The organism is Monashia sp. HAY1-2A (genome assembly GCF_056755315.1).
In genome coordinates, this window is sequence record NZ_JBNDHY010000104.1 from 1 (window position 1) to 16,415 (window position 16,415).

General features: G+C 73.4%; 15 protein-coding genes. 9 read left to right on the top strand and 6 right to left on the bottom strand.

The features are described 5' to 3' along the window. Positions 1–1,439 (top strand): penicillin acylase family protein (locus tag ACPYOM_RS15130; protein WP_481346592.1); only part of this gene is annotated, 1,439 nt, incomplete at its 5' end. Positions 1,440–1,476: 37 nt separating this feature from the next. Here the strand turns inward: ACPYOM_RS15130 and ACPYOM_RS15135 are convergent. After that, the gene (locus ACPYOM_RS15135; protein WP_481342296.1) at positions 1,477–2,082 is read right to left on the bottom strand and encodes a 5-formyltetrahydrofolate cyclo-ligase; all 606 of its coding nucleotides are present in this window, start codon (positions 2,080–2,082) and stop codon (positions 1,477–1,479) included. A gap of 71 nt (positions 2,083–2,153) precedes the next feature. On the opposite strand from ACPYOM_RS15135, the gene ACPYOM_RS15140 reads away from it, so the two are divergent. From ACPYOM_RS15140 to ACPYOM_RS15170, 7 genes are all read left to right on the top strand, one after another. Then, positions 2,154–4,796, top strand: coding sequence for a UTP--glucose-1-phosphate uridylyltransferase (locus ACPYOM_RS15140; RefSeq protein ID WP_481346593.1), 2,643 nt, complete (start codon positions 2,154–2,156; stop codon positions 4,794–4,796). A 127-nt stretch (positions 4,797–4,923) separates the two neighbouring features. Beyond that, positions 4,924–5,349 carry a cyclic pyranopterin monophosphate synthase MoaC gene (moaC, locus tag ACPYOM_RS15145; protein ID WP_481342313.1) on the top strand — a complete coding sequence of 142 codons (426 nt, stop codon included), beginning with the start codon at positions 4,924–4,926 and terminating at the stop codon, positions 5,347–5,349. Beyond that, on the top strand, positions 5,342–5,842 hold the full coding sequence (locus ACPYOM_RS15150) for a MogA/MoaB family molybdenum cofactor biosynthesis protein (RefSeq protein WP_481346594.1): 501 nt from the start codon (positions 5,342–5,344) through the stop codon (positions 5,840–5,842). Before moaC ends, ACPYOM_RS15150 begins: the two co-directional genes overlap by 8 nt. A 111-nt stretch (positions 5,843–5,953) precedes the next feature. After that, positions 5,954–6,586, top strand: a complete 633-nt coding sequence (locus ACPYOM_RS15155; RefSeq protein ID WP_481346595.1) for a GNAT family N-acetyltransferase — start codon at positions 5,954–5,956, stop codon at positions 6,584–6,586. Between the two features lie 70 nt (positions 6,587–6,656). After that, positions 6,657–7,772: a hypothetical protein gene (locus ACPYOM_RS15160; RefSeq protein WP_481346596.1), complete on the top strand. Its 1,116-nt coding sequence runs from the start codon at positions 6,657–6,659 to the stop codon at positions 7,770–7,772. 94 nt (positions 7,773–7,866) lie between these two features. Beyond that, positions 7,867–8,364 carry a MarR family winged helix-turn-helix transcriptional regulator gene (locus ACPYOM_RS15165; protein ID WP_481346597.1) on the top strand — a complete coding sequence of 166 codons (498 nt, stop codon included), beginning with the start codon at positions 7,867–7,869 and terminating at the stop codon, positions 8,362–8,364. Positions 8,365–8,467: 103 nt separating this feature from the next. After that, a complete protein-coding gene (locus ACPYOM_RS15170) occupies positions 8,468–9,280 on the top strand; it encodes an alpha/beta fold hydrolase (RefSeq protein ID WP_481346598.1) in 813 nt (270 codons plus the stop codon). Positions 9,281–9,289: 9 nt separating this feature from the next. Here the strand turns inward: ACPYOM_RS15170 and ACPYOM_RS15175 are convergent, their stop codons facing one another. Next, positions 9,290–10,600 (bottom strand): AI-2E family transporter, encoded by a 1,311-nt coding sequence (locus ACPYOM_RS15175; RefSeq protein ID WP_481346599.1) that lies wholly within the window; start codon positions 10,598–10,600, stop codon positions 9,290–9,292. Between the two features lie 111 nt (positions 10,601–10,711). Here ACPYOM_RS15175 and ACPYOM_RS15180 point away from each other — a divergent pair, with 111 nt between their 5' ends. Further along, complete coding sequence (locus ACPYOM_RS15180; protein WP_481346600.1) at positions 10,712–11,578, top strand: SDR family oxidoreductase; 867 nt, start codon at positions 10,712–10,714, stop codon at positions 11,576–11,578. 23 nt (positions 11,579–11,601) lie between these two features. Here the strand turns inward: ACPYOM_RS15180 and ACPYOM_RS15185 are convergent, their stop codons facing one another. Genes ACPYOM_RS15185 through ACPYOM_RS15200 form a run of 4 tightly spaced genes read right to left on the bottom strand, consistent with a single transcriptional unit; the run spans position 11,602 to position 16,129 of the window. Further along, entirely contained in the window at positions 11,602–12,777 is a 1,176-nt protein-coding gene (locus ACPYOM_RS15185; RefSeq protein ID WP_481346601.1) for an acetate/propionate family kinase, read from the bottom strand. Further along, complete coding sequence (gene pta / locus ACPYOM_RS15190; RefSeq protein WP_481346602.1) at positions 12,774–14,867, bottom strand: phosphate acetyltransferase; 2,094 nt, start codon at positions 14,865–14,867, stop codon at positions 12,774–12,776. The genes ACPYOM_RS15185 and pta overlap by 4 nt, the downstream gene beginning before the upstream one ends. Positions 14,868–14,912: 45 nt before the next feature. Then, positions 14,913–15,755 (bottom strand): DUF72 domain-containing protein, encoded by an 843-nt coding sequence (locus tag ACPYOM_RS15195; protein WP_481342307.1) that lies wholly within the window; start codon positions 15,753–15,755, stop codon positions 14,913–14,915. 38 nt (positions 15,756–15,793) lie between these two features. Further along, positions 15,794–16,129 carry a YnfA family protein gene (locus ACPYOM_RS15200; protein WP_481346603.1) on the bottom strand — a complete coding sequence of 112 codons (336 nt, stop codon included), beginning with the start codon at positions 16,127–16,129 and terminating at the stop codon, positions 15,794–15,796. Positions 16,130–16,415: the final 286 nt, after the last annotated feature.

Below are 16,415 nucleotides of genomic sequence, written 5' to 3' on the forward strand. Positions count from 1 at the left end.
GCGACGGCAAGCAGGAGCCCGTGCGGACCCGCGACGAGACGATCCGGGTGGCCGGCGGAGCCGACGTCACCATCACCGTCCGCGCCACGGTGCACGGCCCGATCATGTCCGACGTCGTGTCCTCCATCGAGGAGGCCGGGGACCGGCTCGCCGTGCGCGGCGCCGCGCAGACCAACCGCTACGCGGTCTCGCTCGCCTGGACGGCGCTGACCCCGGGCACGACCGGCGACGCGATCTTCGCCCTCGACAAGGCCCGCAGCTGGGACGAGTTCCGCCAGGCGGCGGCCCTGTTCACCGTGCCGTCGCAGAACCTCGTCTACGCCGACACCGAGGGCCACATCGGCTACCAGTCGCCCGGGCGCATCCCGGTGCGCCGGTCCGCGACGCCCGGCGCCCCACCCGGGTACTGGCCGGCACCCGGCTGGGACAGCCAGTGGGACTGGAAGGGCTACGTGCCCTTCGAGGACCTCCCGGCGACGTACGACCCGCCCGAGGGCTTCATCGTCACGGCCAACCAGGCCGTGACGGCCAGCACCCGGCCGTTCCTGACGAGCGAGTGGGACTACGGCTTCCGGGCCCAGCGCATCCGGACGCTCCTCGCGGCTGCCACGAAGGTGTCGCCCGAGCTCATGGCCCGGGTGCAGGGCGACGTCCGCAACACGTACGCGCCGGCCCTCGTCGAGCGGCTCCTCGCGGTGCAGGTCGACGACTTCACCGGGCAGGCCCAGCGCCTCCTGCGCGACTGGGACGGCAGCCAGCCGGACGACAAATCCCGCGACTCCGCGGCCGCCGCGTACTACAACGCGGTGTGGAAGCACCTGCTCGAGTACACCTTCGACGAGCTGCCGCCGGACATCGCCCCCGACGGGGGCAGCCGCTGGATGGTCGTCGTCGAGCAGCTGCTCAAGGACCCGAAGAACGACTGGTGGGACGACCGGACGACGCCCGGGGTCACGGAGGGCTCCGGGGAGATCCTCAAGCGCGCGCTCGTGGAGGCCCGCCTCGACCTCGCCAGGGAGCTGGGCAAGGTGCCCTCGACGTGGCGCTGGGGACGGCTGCACCAGCTCGACCTCAAGCACCCGGTGATGGGCGACCCCTCGGTGCCCGAGGCCGTGCGCGCCCTCTTCGACCGCGGTGGCATCGGGCTCGGCGGCGGCAACTCCATCGTCAACGCCAACTCGTGGAACGCCTCCAAACCCGGCTACGGCGTCACGACGGGTCCCTCGATGCGGATGGTCGTCGACCTGTCGAACCTCGACGCCTCGAGGTGGGTCAACTCGACCGGCCAGTCCGGCCACGCCTACCAGGACCACTACGCCGACCAGATCGACGCGTGGGCCGCGAACGAGTCCTTCCCGTGGCCGTTCTCCGACGCGGCGGTGGCCGACGGCACCGACGACGAGCTGACGCTCGTCCCGCCGGGCACGCCGCAGCCGTGACGCCTCCGTGCCGTGCCACGTCGTGCCGTGGTGCGCCTCAGGTGAGCAGGACGACGCGTCCGCTCGTCGTCACCCAGCCGTCGACGGGCTCGTCGTGGGCCTCACGGGGCAGGTCGACCTCGCTCGCCTCGCCCTCGTGCAGGAGTGTGAGGACCAGGGCGCCGGGCGCCCGGTGCCGCAGCGCCCGGTCGTAGCAGCCGCCGCCCTGGCCGAGGCGGGTGCCGTGCCGGTCGACCGACAGGCCCGGGGTCAGGACGACGCGGCAGGTCGCCAGCGCGTCCTGGCCCAGCCAGGCCGACCGCTCGGCCTGCGAGGGCGCACCGCGCAGCCGGCGCACGACCGATGCGTCGGCGAGCGCACCGCGCACGGCCGGACGCCACTCCAGCGCGTAGTCGCCGAGCACCACGGGTACGAGCACCTCGTGACCGGAGTCCAGCAGCGCCTCGACGAGCGGCCCGGTGGGGGGCTCTCCCGGCAACGACTCGTACACCGCCACCCGCCCACCCTCGGGGACGAGCGCGAGGACCGCCCGGGCGACGGCCGCACCGGCCGCGTCCGTGGCGGCGGCGTCGAGACCGGCGACGAGGTCACGCCGGCGCTCGCGTGCGGCGTGACGCACCTCACGCTTGTCCGGGGCGTTCACGCCCGACCCCCGAGCGTGGACTTCGGCTGCTCCCGGGAACCACACATGCGGCCCATCGTAAGGTGATGCCCATGAGTGACCAGGGGCTGCGTGCGTCGGTCGAGCTGATGGAGCGACGCGGCCTCGGTGCCGAGGCCATCAGGGTCTTCGAGTACTACTACGAACAGCTCGAGGGCGGCGCGCAGGGCACCATCCCCGAGGACTCCATCGAGCCCCTCGCCGAGGTCACCGAGCTGCGCAAGGTCTCGGTCACCGACGAGGAGGCGCGCAACGCCCTGTCGCAGACCGCCGTCATCAAGCTCAACGGCGGCCTCGGCACCGGCATGGGCATGACGGGCGCCAAGTCCGCCCTCGAGGTCAAGGACGGCCTGACCTTCCTCGACATCATCGCCAAGCAGGTCCTCGCGCTGCGTGAGCAGTGGGACGTCGCGCTGCCGCTCGTGCTCATGAACAGCTTCCGCACCCACGACGAGTCGCTGCGCATCCTGGAGAAGTACGACTCGCTGCCCGTCGACGGCCTGCCCCTGGACTTCATCCAGAACGCCGAGCCGAAGCTGCGCCCCGACGACCTCACACCGGTCCGGTGGCCGGCCGACCCCGAGCTCGAGTGGTGCCCGCCGGGGCACGGCGACGTCTACGTCTCGCTCGTCACCTCGGGCGTCCTCGACGCGCTCCTCGCCAAGGGGATCCGCTACGCGTTCCTGTCCAACTCCGACAACCTCGGCGCCACGTGCGACCCCGACGTCGCGGCATGGATGGTCGAGCGCGGCCTGCCGTTCGTCGCCGAGGTGTGCAAGCGCACGAAGAGCGACCGCAAGGGCGGTCACCACGCCGTGCGCAAGTGCGACGGGCGCATCGTCCTGCGCGACACCGCCACCGTCGCCGAGGGCGAGGAGCGGCACTTCCGTGACATCAACCGGCACGGCACGTTCAACGCGAACAACGTGTGGATCGACCTCGAGGTGCTGCGCGAGCGGATGACCGCGCGCGAGGGCGTCCTCGGCCTGCCCATCATCGTCAACCGCAAGAACGTCGACCCCGCCGACCCCACCTCGCCCGAGGTCATCCAGATGGAGTCGGCCATGGGTGCGGCCATCGAGGTGTTCGAGGGCAGCCAGGCGATCCTCGTCCCGCGCACCCGGTTCCGCCCGGTCAAGACGACCAACGACCTGCTCGTCATCCGCTCCGACTTCTTCGAGCTCGACGAGGGCTACCACATCGTCCAGACCTCCGAGGGCCCCGAACCGTACGTCGACCTCGACTCGGCGTACCGCTTCGTGCCGGGGTTCGAGAAGCGGTTCCCGCACGGGGTCCCGTCGATGAAGGAGTGCACGAGCCTGCGCGTCATCGGCGACCCCGTCTTCGGGCGCAACGTCCGGTGCGTCGGCGAGGTCCTCATCGACGGCTACCGGCGCGTCCTCGACAACGCCGTCCTCGGGGAGCCGGTGACGGCCGCGTCCGAACCCGCCGAGCAGCCCGGCGACCTCCGGACGGTCGACGAGCACCTGCGGGCCATCCTCTCGACGCTCGAGCCGATGCCCACGGCGTGGACGCCGCTCACCGAGTCGCTCGGGCTCGTCGTGGCGCGCGACGTCCGCGCCCGGGTCGACCTCCCGCACTTCGACAACTCCTCGATGGACGGCTACGCGGTGCAGGCCTCGTCGGTCGAGGGCGCCGACACCTCGCCCGTGCGGCTGCGCATCGTCGGCGAGGTGGCCGCCGGCGACGACCCGACGTTCGAGGTCGGGCCGGGCGAGGCCGCCCGCATCATGACGGGCGCGCCGATGCCGCGCGGCGCCGACGCCGTCGTCAAGGTCGAGGACACCGACGGTGCGGCCACCGGCGAGGTCGAGTGCCGGGCCGAGGTGCCGGTCGGGACCTTCGTGCGGCCCAAGGGCGACGACGTGCGCAGCGGCACCGTCGTCGTCCCGGCGGGCGAGGTCGTCGGGTCCCGCACCATCGCGCTCCTCGCCGCGTGCGGGTACGCCGAGGTCGAGGTGCACCGCCGCCCGCGGGTCGTCGTCATGTCGACCGGGTCCGAGCTCGTCGAGCCCGGAAAGCCGTTGCGGCCCGGGCAGATCCACGACTCCAACTCCTCCATGCTCTGGGCCGCTTCGGTGTCCGCCGGCGCCTCCGCCGAGATCCGTCAGGCCGTGGGCGACTCGGAGAGCGAGCTCATCGAGTCGCTGTCCGTGGCGGTCCGGGACGCCGACATCGTCGTCACCAGCGGTGGCGTGTCCATGGGTGCCTATGACGTCGTCAAGAGCGCGCTCGCCTCGCGAGGCGTCGAGTTCGTCAAGGTGGCCATGCAGCCGGGCAAGCCGCAGGGCTACGGCCGGCTCGAGGCCCCCGACGGTCGACGGGTGCCGATCTTCACGCTGCCCGGCAACCCGGTGTCCTCGTTCGTCTCGTTCGAGGTGTTCGTCCGCCCGGCTCTCCGACGCCTCATGCGCCTGGCGCCCGAGAAGCGCCGGATGCGTCCGGCCACCCTCATCTCGGGGGTCAGCTCGTTCGAGGGCCGGCGGCAGTTCGGGCGGGCCGTCGTGTCGCGCTCGGCCGAGGGCACGCTCGTCGCGGTTCCGGTCGCCGGGCAGGGGTCGCACTTCGTGGCCGACCTCTCGCGGGCCAACGCCCTGTTCATCGTCCCCGAGGACGTCACCGAGCTCGTCGCCGGCGAGGTCGTCGACGTCCTCGTGCTCGACCGGGAGGACTGAGGTGGCGGCGACCTCCGACGTCCCCGACGTCGCCGACGTGCCCGACGCGGCGGGTGTCCCTGGTGCCTCCGGTGCCCCTGGTGCCCCTGGAGGGCTGACCCACGTGCGGGCCGACGGCAGCGCCCACATGGTCGACGTGTCGGCCAAGCCCGTGACCGCGCGCGAGGCGAGCGCCGCCGGACGCGTCCTCCTGTCTGCCGCGGCGGTCTCGGCCCTGCGCGACGGCGTCGTGCCCAAGGGTGACGCGCTCGCCGTGGCCCGGATCGCCGGCATCCAGGCCGTCAAGCGCACCCCCGAGCTCGTGCCCCTCGCGCACCCGGTCGCGGTGCACGGCGTCGCGGTCGACCTCACGGTGGCCGACGACGGCGTCGACATCACCGCCACCGTGCGCACCGCCGACCGCACCGGCATCGAGATGGAGGCGCTCACGGCCGTCGCCGTCGCCTCGCTCGCGCTGGTCGACATGGTCAAGGCCGTCGACAAGCACGCCCGCATCACCGACGTCCGGGTCACGGCCAAGTCCGGGGGACGGTCGGGGGACTGGCGTGAGTGACGCGAAGGCGTTCGGCCGCGGCCGGCGGGCGGTCGTCGTCACGGCCTCCACCCGCGCGGCCGCGGGCATCTACCCGGACCGCTCCGGGCCGGTCGTCGTCGCGCGGCTGCGCTCGTGGGGCTTCGAGGTGGGCCACGCCCTCGTCGTGCCCGACGGTGACGAGCTCGGCTGGGAGCTGCGTGACGTCCTCGCCAGCGAGCCCGACCTCGTCCTCACGACCGGCGGCACGGGGCTGACGCCCACCGACGTGACGCCTGAGCAGACGGCGCCGCTGCTCGACCGCCTCGTTCCGGGCGTCGCCGAGGCGATCCGCGCGGCCGGTGTCGCCAAGGGCGTGCCGACCGCGATGCTCTCGCGCGGGCTCGTCGGGATCGCCGGGCGCACCCTCGTGGCCAACCTGCCCGGCTCGCGAGGTGGCGTCGGGGACGCTCTCGACGTGCTCGAGCCCGTGCTCGGGCACGCCCTCGACCAGATCCCGGGCAGTGACCACTGAGGTGACCACCGAGGTGACCCCCGACGTGACCCTCCACGTGACCCCCGACGTGACCACCGACCTGAACGCGGGGTCCACGCAGCCCGCGGCGGCTCGGCGCCCGAGATGAGGATGCCCTGGCGACCGGTCCGCGACGGCCGGGGTCGCTGGCCGGTGGTGCTGCGCGATGCGTCGACCGACCAGCCCGTCCTGCTGCGCCCGCTCGTCCTCGGTGACGAGCGCGAGTGGCAGTGGGTGCGCCGCGAGAACGCCGAACACGTCAGGCCGTGGGAGCCGACGCTGCCCCCGGGTGCCGAGGCCCGGGCCCCGGTGTCCTTCCGCGACTTCGTCCGCGAGCTCGACGCCGAGGCGCGCGCGGACCGCGCGATGCCCTGGGCCATCGAGGTCGAGGGGCGCATCGTCGGGCAGGTGCACCTGTTCGGCATCGTCCGGGCCGCGCAGCAGTCCTGCGCCGCCGGCTACTGGGTCGCCCAAGGGGTGACGCGCCGGGGCATCGCCACGCGAGCGCTCGCCCTGGCCATCGACCACGCCCTCGGCCCGGCCGGCCTGCACCGCGTCGAGGTCAACATCCGCGTCGACAACGAGCGGTCGCTCGGGGTCGTCCGCCGGCTCGGGCTGCGCGACGAGGGCGTGCGTGAGCGGTACCTGCACATCGACGGCCGGTGGCGCGACCACCGGTCCTTCGCGGTGACGCGCGAGGAGCTCGGCGGCGGCACGCTCCTCGAGCGGTTGTCACAGGTGTAACACCAGCCTCTTGCGCGACACGCCCCGAATGTGCAGGGCGTGCGCGCGCGGTCGCCCTACCGTGGGGTTCGTGCCAGTCAGCAGCCTCATCTTCGTCGTCATCGTGGCGATCTGGGCTGCCTACCTCGTGCAGCACTGGATGCGCCGCCGCGAGGACGCCGCCGCCACCAGGTCCGTCGACGGGTTCTCCGAGGCCATGCGCGTCCTCGAGAAGCGCCCCGTCCTGCCGGCCGTCGAGCCGCGCACGCCACGCCCCCACTCGTGGTCGGTGACGCCGGCCCGCACCGCCCGCCCGACGGTCGACGTCAAGCGCGCGGTGCCTGCCGGCCGCCGCCCGTCCCCGCTCGTGGCCCGTCGCGCCGAGGAGCCCCTCGACGAGTTCCACGTCGAGCGCGTCGTCGCGGACGACCTCCACGACGCGCAGGTCGAGGCCCGGTCCACGGCCGGTCGGCCCGCGCGGGTCCCCATGGCGCAGAGGCGGATTCGTGCAGTGGTGTTGCTCGCGTCGGTCCTGTGGATCCCGGCGTCGGTCACGCTGGCCGTCACCGGCGTCCTGCTGTGGGTCTCCGTCCCCTTCGCGGTGCTCACCGTCCTCGCCGTCCTCGTCTGGCTGCGTACCGAGGCCCAGCACGACCGCGTCCGGGCCGCCGCGGCGCGCGGCGTGCGTCGCGTCCGCGGCTCACGGTCCCGTGGCCGGCGCGTCGCCCCGGAGCCGGTGCTGACCAGCGACGACACCCAGGTCATCCACTCGACCGCCCACGAGGTCGCGTCGCCGGCATCGACCCGCGGTACGCGCACGCCGCTCGGCGTCGACCGCGTCGTCATCCCCGCCGTCGAGCCGACGGTGGCCCGGCAGGCCGCCGAGGGTGCAGCGCGGGAGCGGGTCTTCGACGTCCAGGCTGCCGTCACCGGAGCCGTCGCGGTGGCAGACGTGTCGCGCGGAGGGTCGGGCGCGACCACTGGCCGGGCTGCCGTGCCGGGCGACGAGGCCGAGCAGGAGCTGCCACCGGGGAGCTGGAGCCCGGTGCCCGTGCCGAAGCCGACGTACGCGCTCAAGGCCAAGGCCGAACCGCGCTACACCGAGGGTGGCATCCCCGCCGACGTGTTCGACACGCCCGAGTTCGCCGACGAGGCCGAGGAGCTCGACGAGCGGGCCCTGTTCGCCCGTCGCGCCGTCTCCCAGTAAGGACCATCGTCCCCGGCGCCCCCTCCCTCCACGAGGGTGGGGGCGCCGTCGCGCACCCTTGCGGGCAGGGCCGCACCATGACAACTTGGTTGTCATGAATCGGGTCGAGGCGGCCTATGCGGTCCTGCGTCATGTCCGGCCGCTCCACCAGTACTCGGCACGCGCGGTCTCCCGGCTGCTGGAGGGCACGGGGCTCACCCTCGCGCTCCGCGCGATCCTCGTGCTCGTCCTCGAGGACGGCCCGCAGACGGTGCCGGATCTCGGGCGGGCCCTCCTCGTGACGCGCCAGGGCGTGCAGAAGGTCGTCGACGACGGCGTCCGGCTGGGCTACCTCGAGCTGCGCGACAACCCCGCGCACGTGCGGTCCCGTCTCGTGGCCGTGACGCCCCGAGGGGAGGAGGTCCTCGCGGACGTCCACCGCGCGGAGGCCGTCGGTCTCGAGGCGGCCACCGCGGGCATCGACCCGGAGGACCTGGCGCGGTGCGCCGAGGTCCTCGGCCGCCTCACGGACGGCGTCCGGGCCGTCGCCGGGGCCGACGCGGGACGGCCGCATCCCGACGTCGCCGCCGTCGACGCAGCCGGCGGGCCCTGACACGGCCGGCGGCCGCTGACGCCGCCCGGCCGTGTCCACGCGCTCGTCACCCCACCTTCTCGTCCACGTCCCACCAGCCCACCCACACCCCGGGAGCCCGCCCATGGAACGCCTCGACCTCGACCCCGGCCACCTGACCTACACCGACACGGGCGAGGGCGACCTCGTCCTCCTCCTGCACGGAGGGGGCCTCGACCACCGCATGTGGGACGAGCAGGTCCCCGTCCTCGCCGCCCGGTACCGGGTCGTCGTTCCCGACCTGCGCGGTCACGGCGCAGCGTCGACGCTCGACGTGCCGAGCCGCCACTGCGACGACGTGGCCGCGCTCGTGCGCCACCTCGACGCGGGCCCGGCCGTCCTCGTCGGCGTCTCCATGGGTGGGGGTGCTGCTACGGACGCCGCCCTCGAGCACCCGGAGCTCGTCCGGGCCATCGTCGTCAGCGGGACGGCGACGAGCGTCCCGACCTTCTCCGACCCCTGGGTGCTCGGCATCCTCGACGAATGGGGGCGGGCCATCGCCGAGCGCGACGCCGCAGCGTACGTCGAGGCCAGCCTGGCGTTCTGCGCCGGGCCGACACGTTCCCTCGACGAGGTCCGGGGTGACACCGTCGAGCGCTGCCGGCGGATGCTCACGGACACGCTCGCGCACCACGCCAGCCCCGACGCCGTCCTGCCCGAGCCGGTCCACGACGCCTGGGACCGGCTCGGCGACATCGACGTGCCGGTGCTCGCGCTGTGCGGCGGCCTCGACTCCGAGGACCACCGCGACATGGGCCGACGCCTCGCCGCCGCGGTCCGGCACGGGCGCTACGAGGAGGTGCCGGGCACGGCCCACTACCCGAACATGGAACGGCCGCAGCTGTGGGACGCCGCGGTCCACGCGTTCCTCGACCAGGTCGCCCCGGTGTCGCGCTGAGACTCGCCGTCAGGTCTGGGCCGGTGCGCCTTCGTCGTGCGGGGAGTGCCCAGGGGTCCGGTCGAGCTCGTCGGGGGACTCCCCGGAGAGCAGGTGCTTGCCGACGGCGTTCGAGACGGCCGCGAACGGCACCGCGACGAGCGCCCCGACGATGCCGGCGATGATGGACCCGCAGGCGATGGCGAGGATGACGGCGAGGGGGTGGACGCTGACGGCCTTGCCGAGCAGGAACGGCTGGAGCACGTGCGACTCGAGCTGCTGCACGCCGATGACGACGGCGAGCATGATGATCGCGACCGCCGGACCGTGCGCCACGAGGGCGAGCAGCACTGCCACCGCACCCGACAGGAGGGCTCCCACGATGGGGATGAAGGCGAGGAGGAACACGAGGATGCCGATGGCGAAGGCGAACGGCACCTTGAGGATCGCGGCGCCGACGGAGATTCCGATGGCGTCGACGAGCGCGACGATCATCGTGGCCCGCACGAACGCCGACAGCTGTCCCCACGCGACGACGCCCGAGGAGTCGACGCGCTCGCGGGCCGTGAGCGGGAACAGCCGCACGATCCAGGACCAGATGCGCGGGCCCTCGTAGAGGAAGAAGAAGAGGGAGAACAGGGCGATGAACAGGCCAGCGACGAAGTGCGTCGCCGTGAGGCCGACGGCGGCCGCGGTGTCCCCGAGGTTGCCCGACTGGCTGACCTTCTGGCGGATCGTGTCGAAGTACTGGTCGAACTGCGCGTCGGTGATCTTGAAGGTGGTGCGCACCCAGTCGCGGATCTGGCCGATGCCGGTGGCCACCTGGGCCGTCAGGTCCGAGAGCCCGCTCGTGAACTGCGTGCCGACGAGGGTGAACAGCCCACCGATGACGATGATCGTGCCGAACACGGTGAGGCCGGCCGACGCGCCCGTGGGCAGCCGTCGGTGCAGCCGGTTCGTCACGGGGCGGAGCAGCGCGGTGAGCAGCAGCGCGATGGCCACCGGCACGACGACCTCGGACACGCCGCGCAGGATCATCGTCAGCACGTAGAGCGCACCGATGATGAGCAGCAGCCGCCACGACCACTCGCTGGCGGTCTTGACACCGGCAGGCACGGCCGCGGCCTCGATGCCGCCCCGGCCGAGGGCGTCGCCGGTGGAGTCGGTCGTGTTCCCGGTGGCGGAGCCGGTGGAGTCGGTGGCGGGTGCCGTGGCCGGGCCGGTGGCGGAACCGGGCGCCGTGGGACGGGGGGCGGCCGCCCGACCGGGCACAGCCGGACCCGGCCGGTCCGGGGGCTCGGGCGTCCGGACGGAGGAGGCGTCAGCCGCGTTGTCGGTCACGTGGACACCGTACGTCCACCTGTCCGGGTTGAGCCGCATCACCACGGCCCGGGCCGGTCGAGGCCGCACCGACCTGGTCCGCCGGGAACCGGCACTGCGTACGCTCGGGGCATGAGTGACGTTCCGGCCGAACCCAGCCCGCCCCTCGCCGTCACCGGGTCCACCGGGTGGCTCGGCGGACTCGTCGCGCGTGACCTCGCCGAGCGTGGGGTGGCCCAGCGTCTCCTCGTCCGCGACGCGGCCCGCGCGCCGCAGCTGCCCGGCGCAGTGACCCACGTGTGCACGTATGCCGACGGCGGTTCGGCGCGGGCGGCTCTCGATGGCGCCCGGACGCTGTTCATGGTGTCGGCCGCCGAGAACGTCGACCGCCTCGCGGAGCACAAGGCGTTCGTCGACGCCGCGGCGGACGCCGGTGTCCGGCACGTCGTCTACGTCTCCTTCTTCGGCGCGGCGCCGGACGCCACCTTCACGCTGGCCCGCGACCACGCGGCCACCGAGGAGCACCTGCGTGCCTCCGGGATGGCGTGGACGTTCCTGCGCGACAACCTCTACCTCGAGTTCGTGCCCCACATGACGGGCGACGACGGTGTCATCCGCGGTCCGGCCGGTGACGGGCGCGCTGCGGTCGTCGCGCACGAGGACATCGCCCGAGCCGCCGTGGCCGTGCTTCTCGACCCCGGCAGGCACGCCGGCGCCACGTACGACCTCACGGGCCCCGAGTCGATCACGCTGACCGAGGCGGCCCGGACCTACAGCGAGGTCACCGGTCGTCCCGTCACCTTCCACGACGAGACGCTCGAGGAGGCGTACGCGTCGCGGGAGACGTACGGGGCCCCGAGGTGGCAGGTCGACGCGTGGGTGTCGACGTACGCGGCGATCCGCGCCGGCGAGCTCGACGGCGTGACCGACGACGTCGAGCGCCTCACCGGCCGCCGGCCCCTGTCGTTGCGCGAGTACCTCGAGCGCGAGAACGGCTGAGCGGCTCCGGCGCCCGCGCCGGCTCAGTCTCGGGCGGCCGTCTGCGCGCCCACGAGGTCGGCGGTCTGCCGGGCGATCGCGAGCTCCTCGTTCGTCGGCACGACGGCCACGGCCACGGGGGCGCCGTCGGGCGACACGACTCGTGCCCCGGCCGACCGCGCGGCGTTGCGCTCGGCGTCGACGCGGACACCGAACGCATCGAGGCCCTCGGTGACGGCGGCCCGCAGCCGCGGGCTGTTCTGGCCGATGCCGGCGGTGAAGACGAGCGCGTCGAGACCACCGAGGACCGCGACGTAGCCACCGACATAGCGCTTGAGCCGGTGCACGACGACGTCGAACGCGAGCGACGCGTCGTCGTCCCCGGCGTCCATCCGCTCGACGAGCTCGCGGAAGTCGTTGACGCCGGCGAGGCCGACGAGGCCCGACCTCTTGTTGAGCAGGGTGTCGATCTCGTCGAGGGAGAGGCCGGCCTCGCGAGCCAGGTAGGCGTGCAGGCCCGGGTCGACGTCGCCGGACCGGGTGCCCATGACGAGGCCCTCGAGCGGCGTCAGTCCCATCGAGGTGTCGAGGGCGCGGCCGCCGCGCACGGCCGAGGCCGAGCACCCGTTGCCGAGGTGGAGGACGACGACACGGAACGTCGGGTCCTCGGCGCGTCCGAGCAGCTCGGCCGTGGCGCGGGACACGTAGGCGTGCGACGTGCCGTGGAAGCCGTACCGACGGATCGAGTGCTCCCGGGCCAGGCTCCGGGGCAGCGCATACGTCGACGCGGCGGCCGGCAGGTCTGCGAAGAAGGCGGTGTCGAAGACCGCGACGTGCGGTACCGCGTAGCGGTCGCGGGCGGCCTCGATGCCGGTGACCGCCGGCGGGTTGTGAAGCGGCGCAAGGGGACTCAGCTGACGGATGCGGTCGAGCACGTCGTCGTCGATGACGACCGGCGCCGAGAAGTCGGCACCACCGTGGACGACGCGGTGACCGACGGCACGCAGCGGCACGGTGTCGAGGTCGACGCCGTCGGCGCGCAGGCGGTCGGTCATCGCCCGCAGCGCTGCCGCGTGGTCCGCGACGCCGCCACCGGGCTCTCCGATGCGTTCGACGAGCCCGTTGGCGAGCACGTCACCGGTCTCGGGCACGAGCAGCTGGTACTTGAGCGACGACGACCCGGCGTTGAGGACGAGGACGGGTCGGGTGGCGTCGCTCATGCCGGCTCCTGCCCGTCGGCCTGCGCCTGCACGGCAGTGATGGCCACCGTGTTGACGATGTCGTCGACGAGCGCGCCCCGCGACAGGTCGTTGACCGGCTTGCGCAGGCCCTGCAGGACGGGCCCGATGGCGACGGCGTGGGCGCTGCGCTGCACCGCCTTGTACGTGTTGTTGCCGGTGTTGAGGTCGGGGAAGACGAACACCGTGGCTCGTCCGGCGACGTCCGAGCCGGGCAGCTTGGCGCGTCCGACGGTCGGGTCGATGGCGGCGTCGTACTGGATGGGGCCCGCCAGGGCGAGGTCGGGGGCACGTTGGGCGACGAGCGCCGTTGCGGCGCGGACCTTCTCGACGTCGGCGCCCGAGCCGCTCGAGCCGGTCGAGTAGGACAGCATCGCCACGCGCGGCTCGATGCCGAACTGGCGCGCGGTCTGCGCCGACGAGACGGCGATGTCGGCCAGCTGCTCGGCCGTGGGGTCGGGGATGACCGCGCAGTCGCCGTAGACGAGGACGCGGTCGGCCAGGCACATGAGGAAGACGCTGGACACGGTGTCGACGCCGTCGCGCGTCTTGACGAACTCGAGCGCCGGCCGGATGGTGTGCGCCGTCGTGTGGACGGCGCCCGACACCATGCCGTCGGCGAGGCCGAGCTGGACCATCATCGTGCCGAAGTACGAGACGTCGGTGACGACCTCACGGGCCCGCTCGAGCGTGACGCCCTTGTGGGCGCGCAGCCGTGCGTACTCCGCGGCGAAGCGCTCGACGAGCTCGGGGTCGGTGGTGGACACGACGCGGGCGTCGTCGAGGTCGAGCCCGAGGGTCGACGCGCGGGCCCGGACGGTCGTCTCCTCACCGAGCAGCGTCAGGTCGGCGACGCCGCGGCGCAGCAGCACGTCGGCGGCCTCGAGGATGCGGTCGTCGCCGCTCTCGGGCAGGACGATGTGGCGGCGGTCGGAGCGAGCGCGCTCCATGAGCTGGAACTCGAACATCAGCGGCGTGCGCACCGACGACGACGACACGTCGATGGCGGTGAGGAGTGCCGACTGGTCGACCCCCTCGGAGAAGAGGCGCCGTGCGACCTCGATCTTGTTGCGCGAGGACTTGGTCATCGGCCCGAAGACGCGCGACGCGCGGCCCGCGGTGGTCATCGTGTCGGCGTCGGTCAGGGCGATCGGCAGGTCCTGCTGCACGCCGGCCGACAGGCGCGCGATGGCCTCGGGGATCTCGTAGCCGCCGGTGAGGATGACACCGGCGAGGCTCGGGAACGTGCCGGACTGGTGGGCGAGGACGAGCCCCGGCACGAGGTCGCTGCGGTCGCTCGGGGCGATGACGGTCACGTCGGTGCGCAGCCGCGGCAGCACGTTGGGCAGGCTCATCGCGGCGACGACGAGGCCGAGGCTGTCGCGGTCCATCCACGCCGCGTTGCCGAGGGCGAGCCGTGCGTCGGTGGCCTCGGTCAGCTGCCGGAAGCTCGGAGCCCGCAGCAGCGGGTTCTCGGGCAGGGCCGCGGTGACGGCGAACGGCAGGTCGGCGAGCGCGGCACGGACGGCCTCGAGGTCGTCCGGCTCGACGCGGTTGGCGATGACCGCCACCGGCTCAGCGTGGTTGCCCCGCAGCTCGGCCAGGGCTCCGTCCGCGGCCACGCGCACCTGCTCGGGCGTTCGGTCACGACCGTGGACGACGAGGACGACGGCCGACCCGAGGTTGGCGGCGACGCGCGCGTTGAAGGACAGCTCGGTGCCGGTGGAGACGTCGGTGTAGTCCGAGCCGAGGACGAGCATCACCTGGAACCGCTTCGCGAGGCGGCCGAACCGCTCGACGATGACGTGCAGCGCCTCGTCGGGGTCGTCGTGGGCCTGGGCGTAGGTGACGCCGAGCGCCTCCTCGTACGTCTGGTCGGTGCCCGGCTGGGCGACGAGCATCTCGACGATGTGGTCGACCTCGTCGGCGGGTCCGGTGCCGCCGAGCGTCGTCAACGGTCGGAAGACGCCGACCGAGCCGACCTCGCGCACGAGTGCGTCGAGCAGTCCGAGGGCCACCGCGGACTTGCCGGTGAGGCCCTCCGGTGAGGCGAGGTAGACGCTGCGGCTCACGGTCCGAACCTAGCGGGTCGCCGCTGTCGGCAGCGGCCGGGTGGCTCAGCCATGGTCGGGTGGGGTCGGCGCGGCGCCGAGGCGTTCGAGGAGGGCCACGGCGTCGTACGGCGCCCGGCCCTGGATGTCGTTGTCGAAGTAGACGTGCACGTCGTGACCCTCGTCGGCCCAGGACCGGCACTGCTCGGCCCACCGGTCGAGCGAGGCGTCGGAGTAGCCGCCGGAGTACAGCGTCGTCTCGCCGTGCAGCCGCACGTAGCGGAAGTCGCTCGTCGCGTCGCGCATCACGGGGAAGCGGCCCGCGGTGTCGGCGACGACGACGGCCACCCCGTGCCGGGCGCACAGCCCGCGGGCCTCGTCGGTGTCGAAGCTCGGGTGTCGTGGCTCGAGGGCGTGCCGCACGGGCCGGTCGACGTCGGTGGTCGTCAGGACCCGGTCGTCGGCCAGCTTGTCGTCGTGGCGGGCCGCGAGGTCGGCGAGCTCACGCGTCGTGCGGGGGAGCTGGGCGAAGAACGCGTCGAGGCGGTCGGCGTCGAAGGTCAACCGCTCGGGCAGCTGCCACAGGAAGGGGCCGAGCTGCTCGCCGAGCGCGAGGACCCCCGAGGCGAAGAAGTTGGCCAGCGGGGCCTCGACGTCGCGCAGGGCCTTGAGATGAGTGATGAAGCGGCCACCCTTGACGGCGAAGTCGACGCCTCGGGGCACCGACTCGCGCCAGCGCGCGTAGGACGTCGGCCGCTGGAGGGAGTAGAACGAGCCGTTGAGCTCGATCGAGGTCATCCGCTCCGCGGCGTACGTCAGCTCGAGCCGTTGCGGCAGGCCCTTGGGGTAGAAGTCACCGCGCCACGACGCGTAGCGCCACCCGGAGATCCCGACGTGGAAACGGCCCATGCGGCCACCGTAGGGGCCCTTGACGCGCGCCGGACGCGTCACGCGCCGCGCGGCGCGTACATGATGAGCGCGACGCCGAGCAGGCACACGAGCGCCCCCGCGACGTCCCACCGGTCCGGCCGGAACCCGTCCACGGCCATGCCCCAGAGCAGCGACCCCGCGACGAACACCCCGCCGTACGCGGCGAGGATCCGCCCGAAGTGCGCGTCCGGCTGCAGCGTCGCGACGACACCGTAAACGCCGAGGGCGATGACGCCCGCCCCGACCCACGCCCAGCCACGGTGCTCGCGAACGCCCTGCCAGACGAGCCACGCGCCCCCTATCTCGGCGATCGCTGCGAGCGCGAAGAGGACGAGCGAACGGGCGACGGTCATGGCGTGATCATGCCGCCTGCGCGGTGCGGCGGACGAGCCAGCGGTGCCGCTTCCGGACGTGCGGACGCCGGCCAGCCTGCCGACATCGGCTCCGCACAAGGACGCCGAGGACACGACCCGCTGTGGGTAGTCTGGCGCGGTGTCTCGACGGACCCGGCGCCACCGTTCGTGAACGTGCCTGTCTCTTATACACATCTCCGAGCCCACGAGACGCGTAGTAATCTGGGGGGGGGGGGTGTTGGTGTGGGAGGGGGGGGGGGGGGGGGGGGGGGGGGGGGGGGGGGGG

Bases quoted from the DNA above. Each gene is read 5' to 3' on its own strand.
- ACPYOM_RS15140 (WP_481346593.1), top strand. From the start codon at position 2,154: ATGAGTGACCAGGGGCTGCGTGCGTCGGTCGAGCTGATGGAGCGACGC.
- moaC (WP_481342313.1), top strand. From the start codon at position 4,924: ATGGTCGACGTGTCGGCCAAGCCCGTGACCGCGCGCGAGGCGAGCGCC.
- ACPYOM_RS15155 (WP_481346595.1), top strand. From the start codon at position 5,954: ATGCCCTGGCGACCGGTCCGCGACGGCCGGGGTCGCTGGCCGGTGGTG.
- ACPYOM_RS15165 (WP_481346597.1), top strand. From the start codon at position 7,867: ATGAATCGGGTCGAGGCGGCCTATGCGGTCCTGCGTCATGTCCGGCCG.
- ACPYOM_RS15170 (WP_481346598.1), top strand. From the start codon at position 8,468: ATGGAACGCCTCGACCTCGACCCCGGCCACCTGACCTACACCGACACG.
- ACPYOM_RS15180 (WP_481346600.1), top strand. From the start codon at position 10,712: ATGAGTGACGTTCCGGCCGAACCCAGCCCGCCCCTCGCCGTCACCGGG.
- ACPYOM_RS15185 (WP_481346601.1), bottom strand. From the start codon at position 12,777: ATGAGCGACGCCACCCGACCCGTCCTCGTCCTCAACGCCGGGTCGTCG.
- ACPYOM_RS15195 (WP_481342307.1), bottom strand. From the start codon at position 15,755: ATGGGCCGTTTCCACGTCGGGATCTCCGGGTGGCGCTACGCGTCGTGG.
- ACPYOM_RS15200 (WP_481346603.1), bottom strand. From the start codon at position 16,129: ATGACCGTCGCCCGTTCGCTCGTCCTCTTCGCGCTCGCAGCGATCGCC.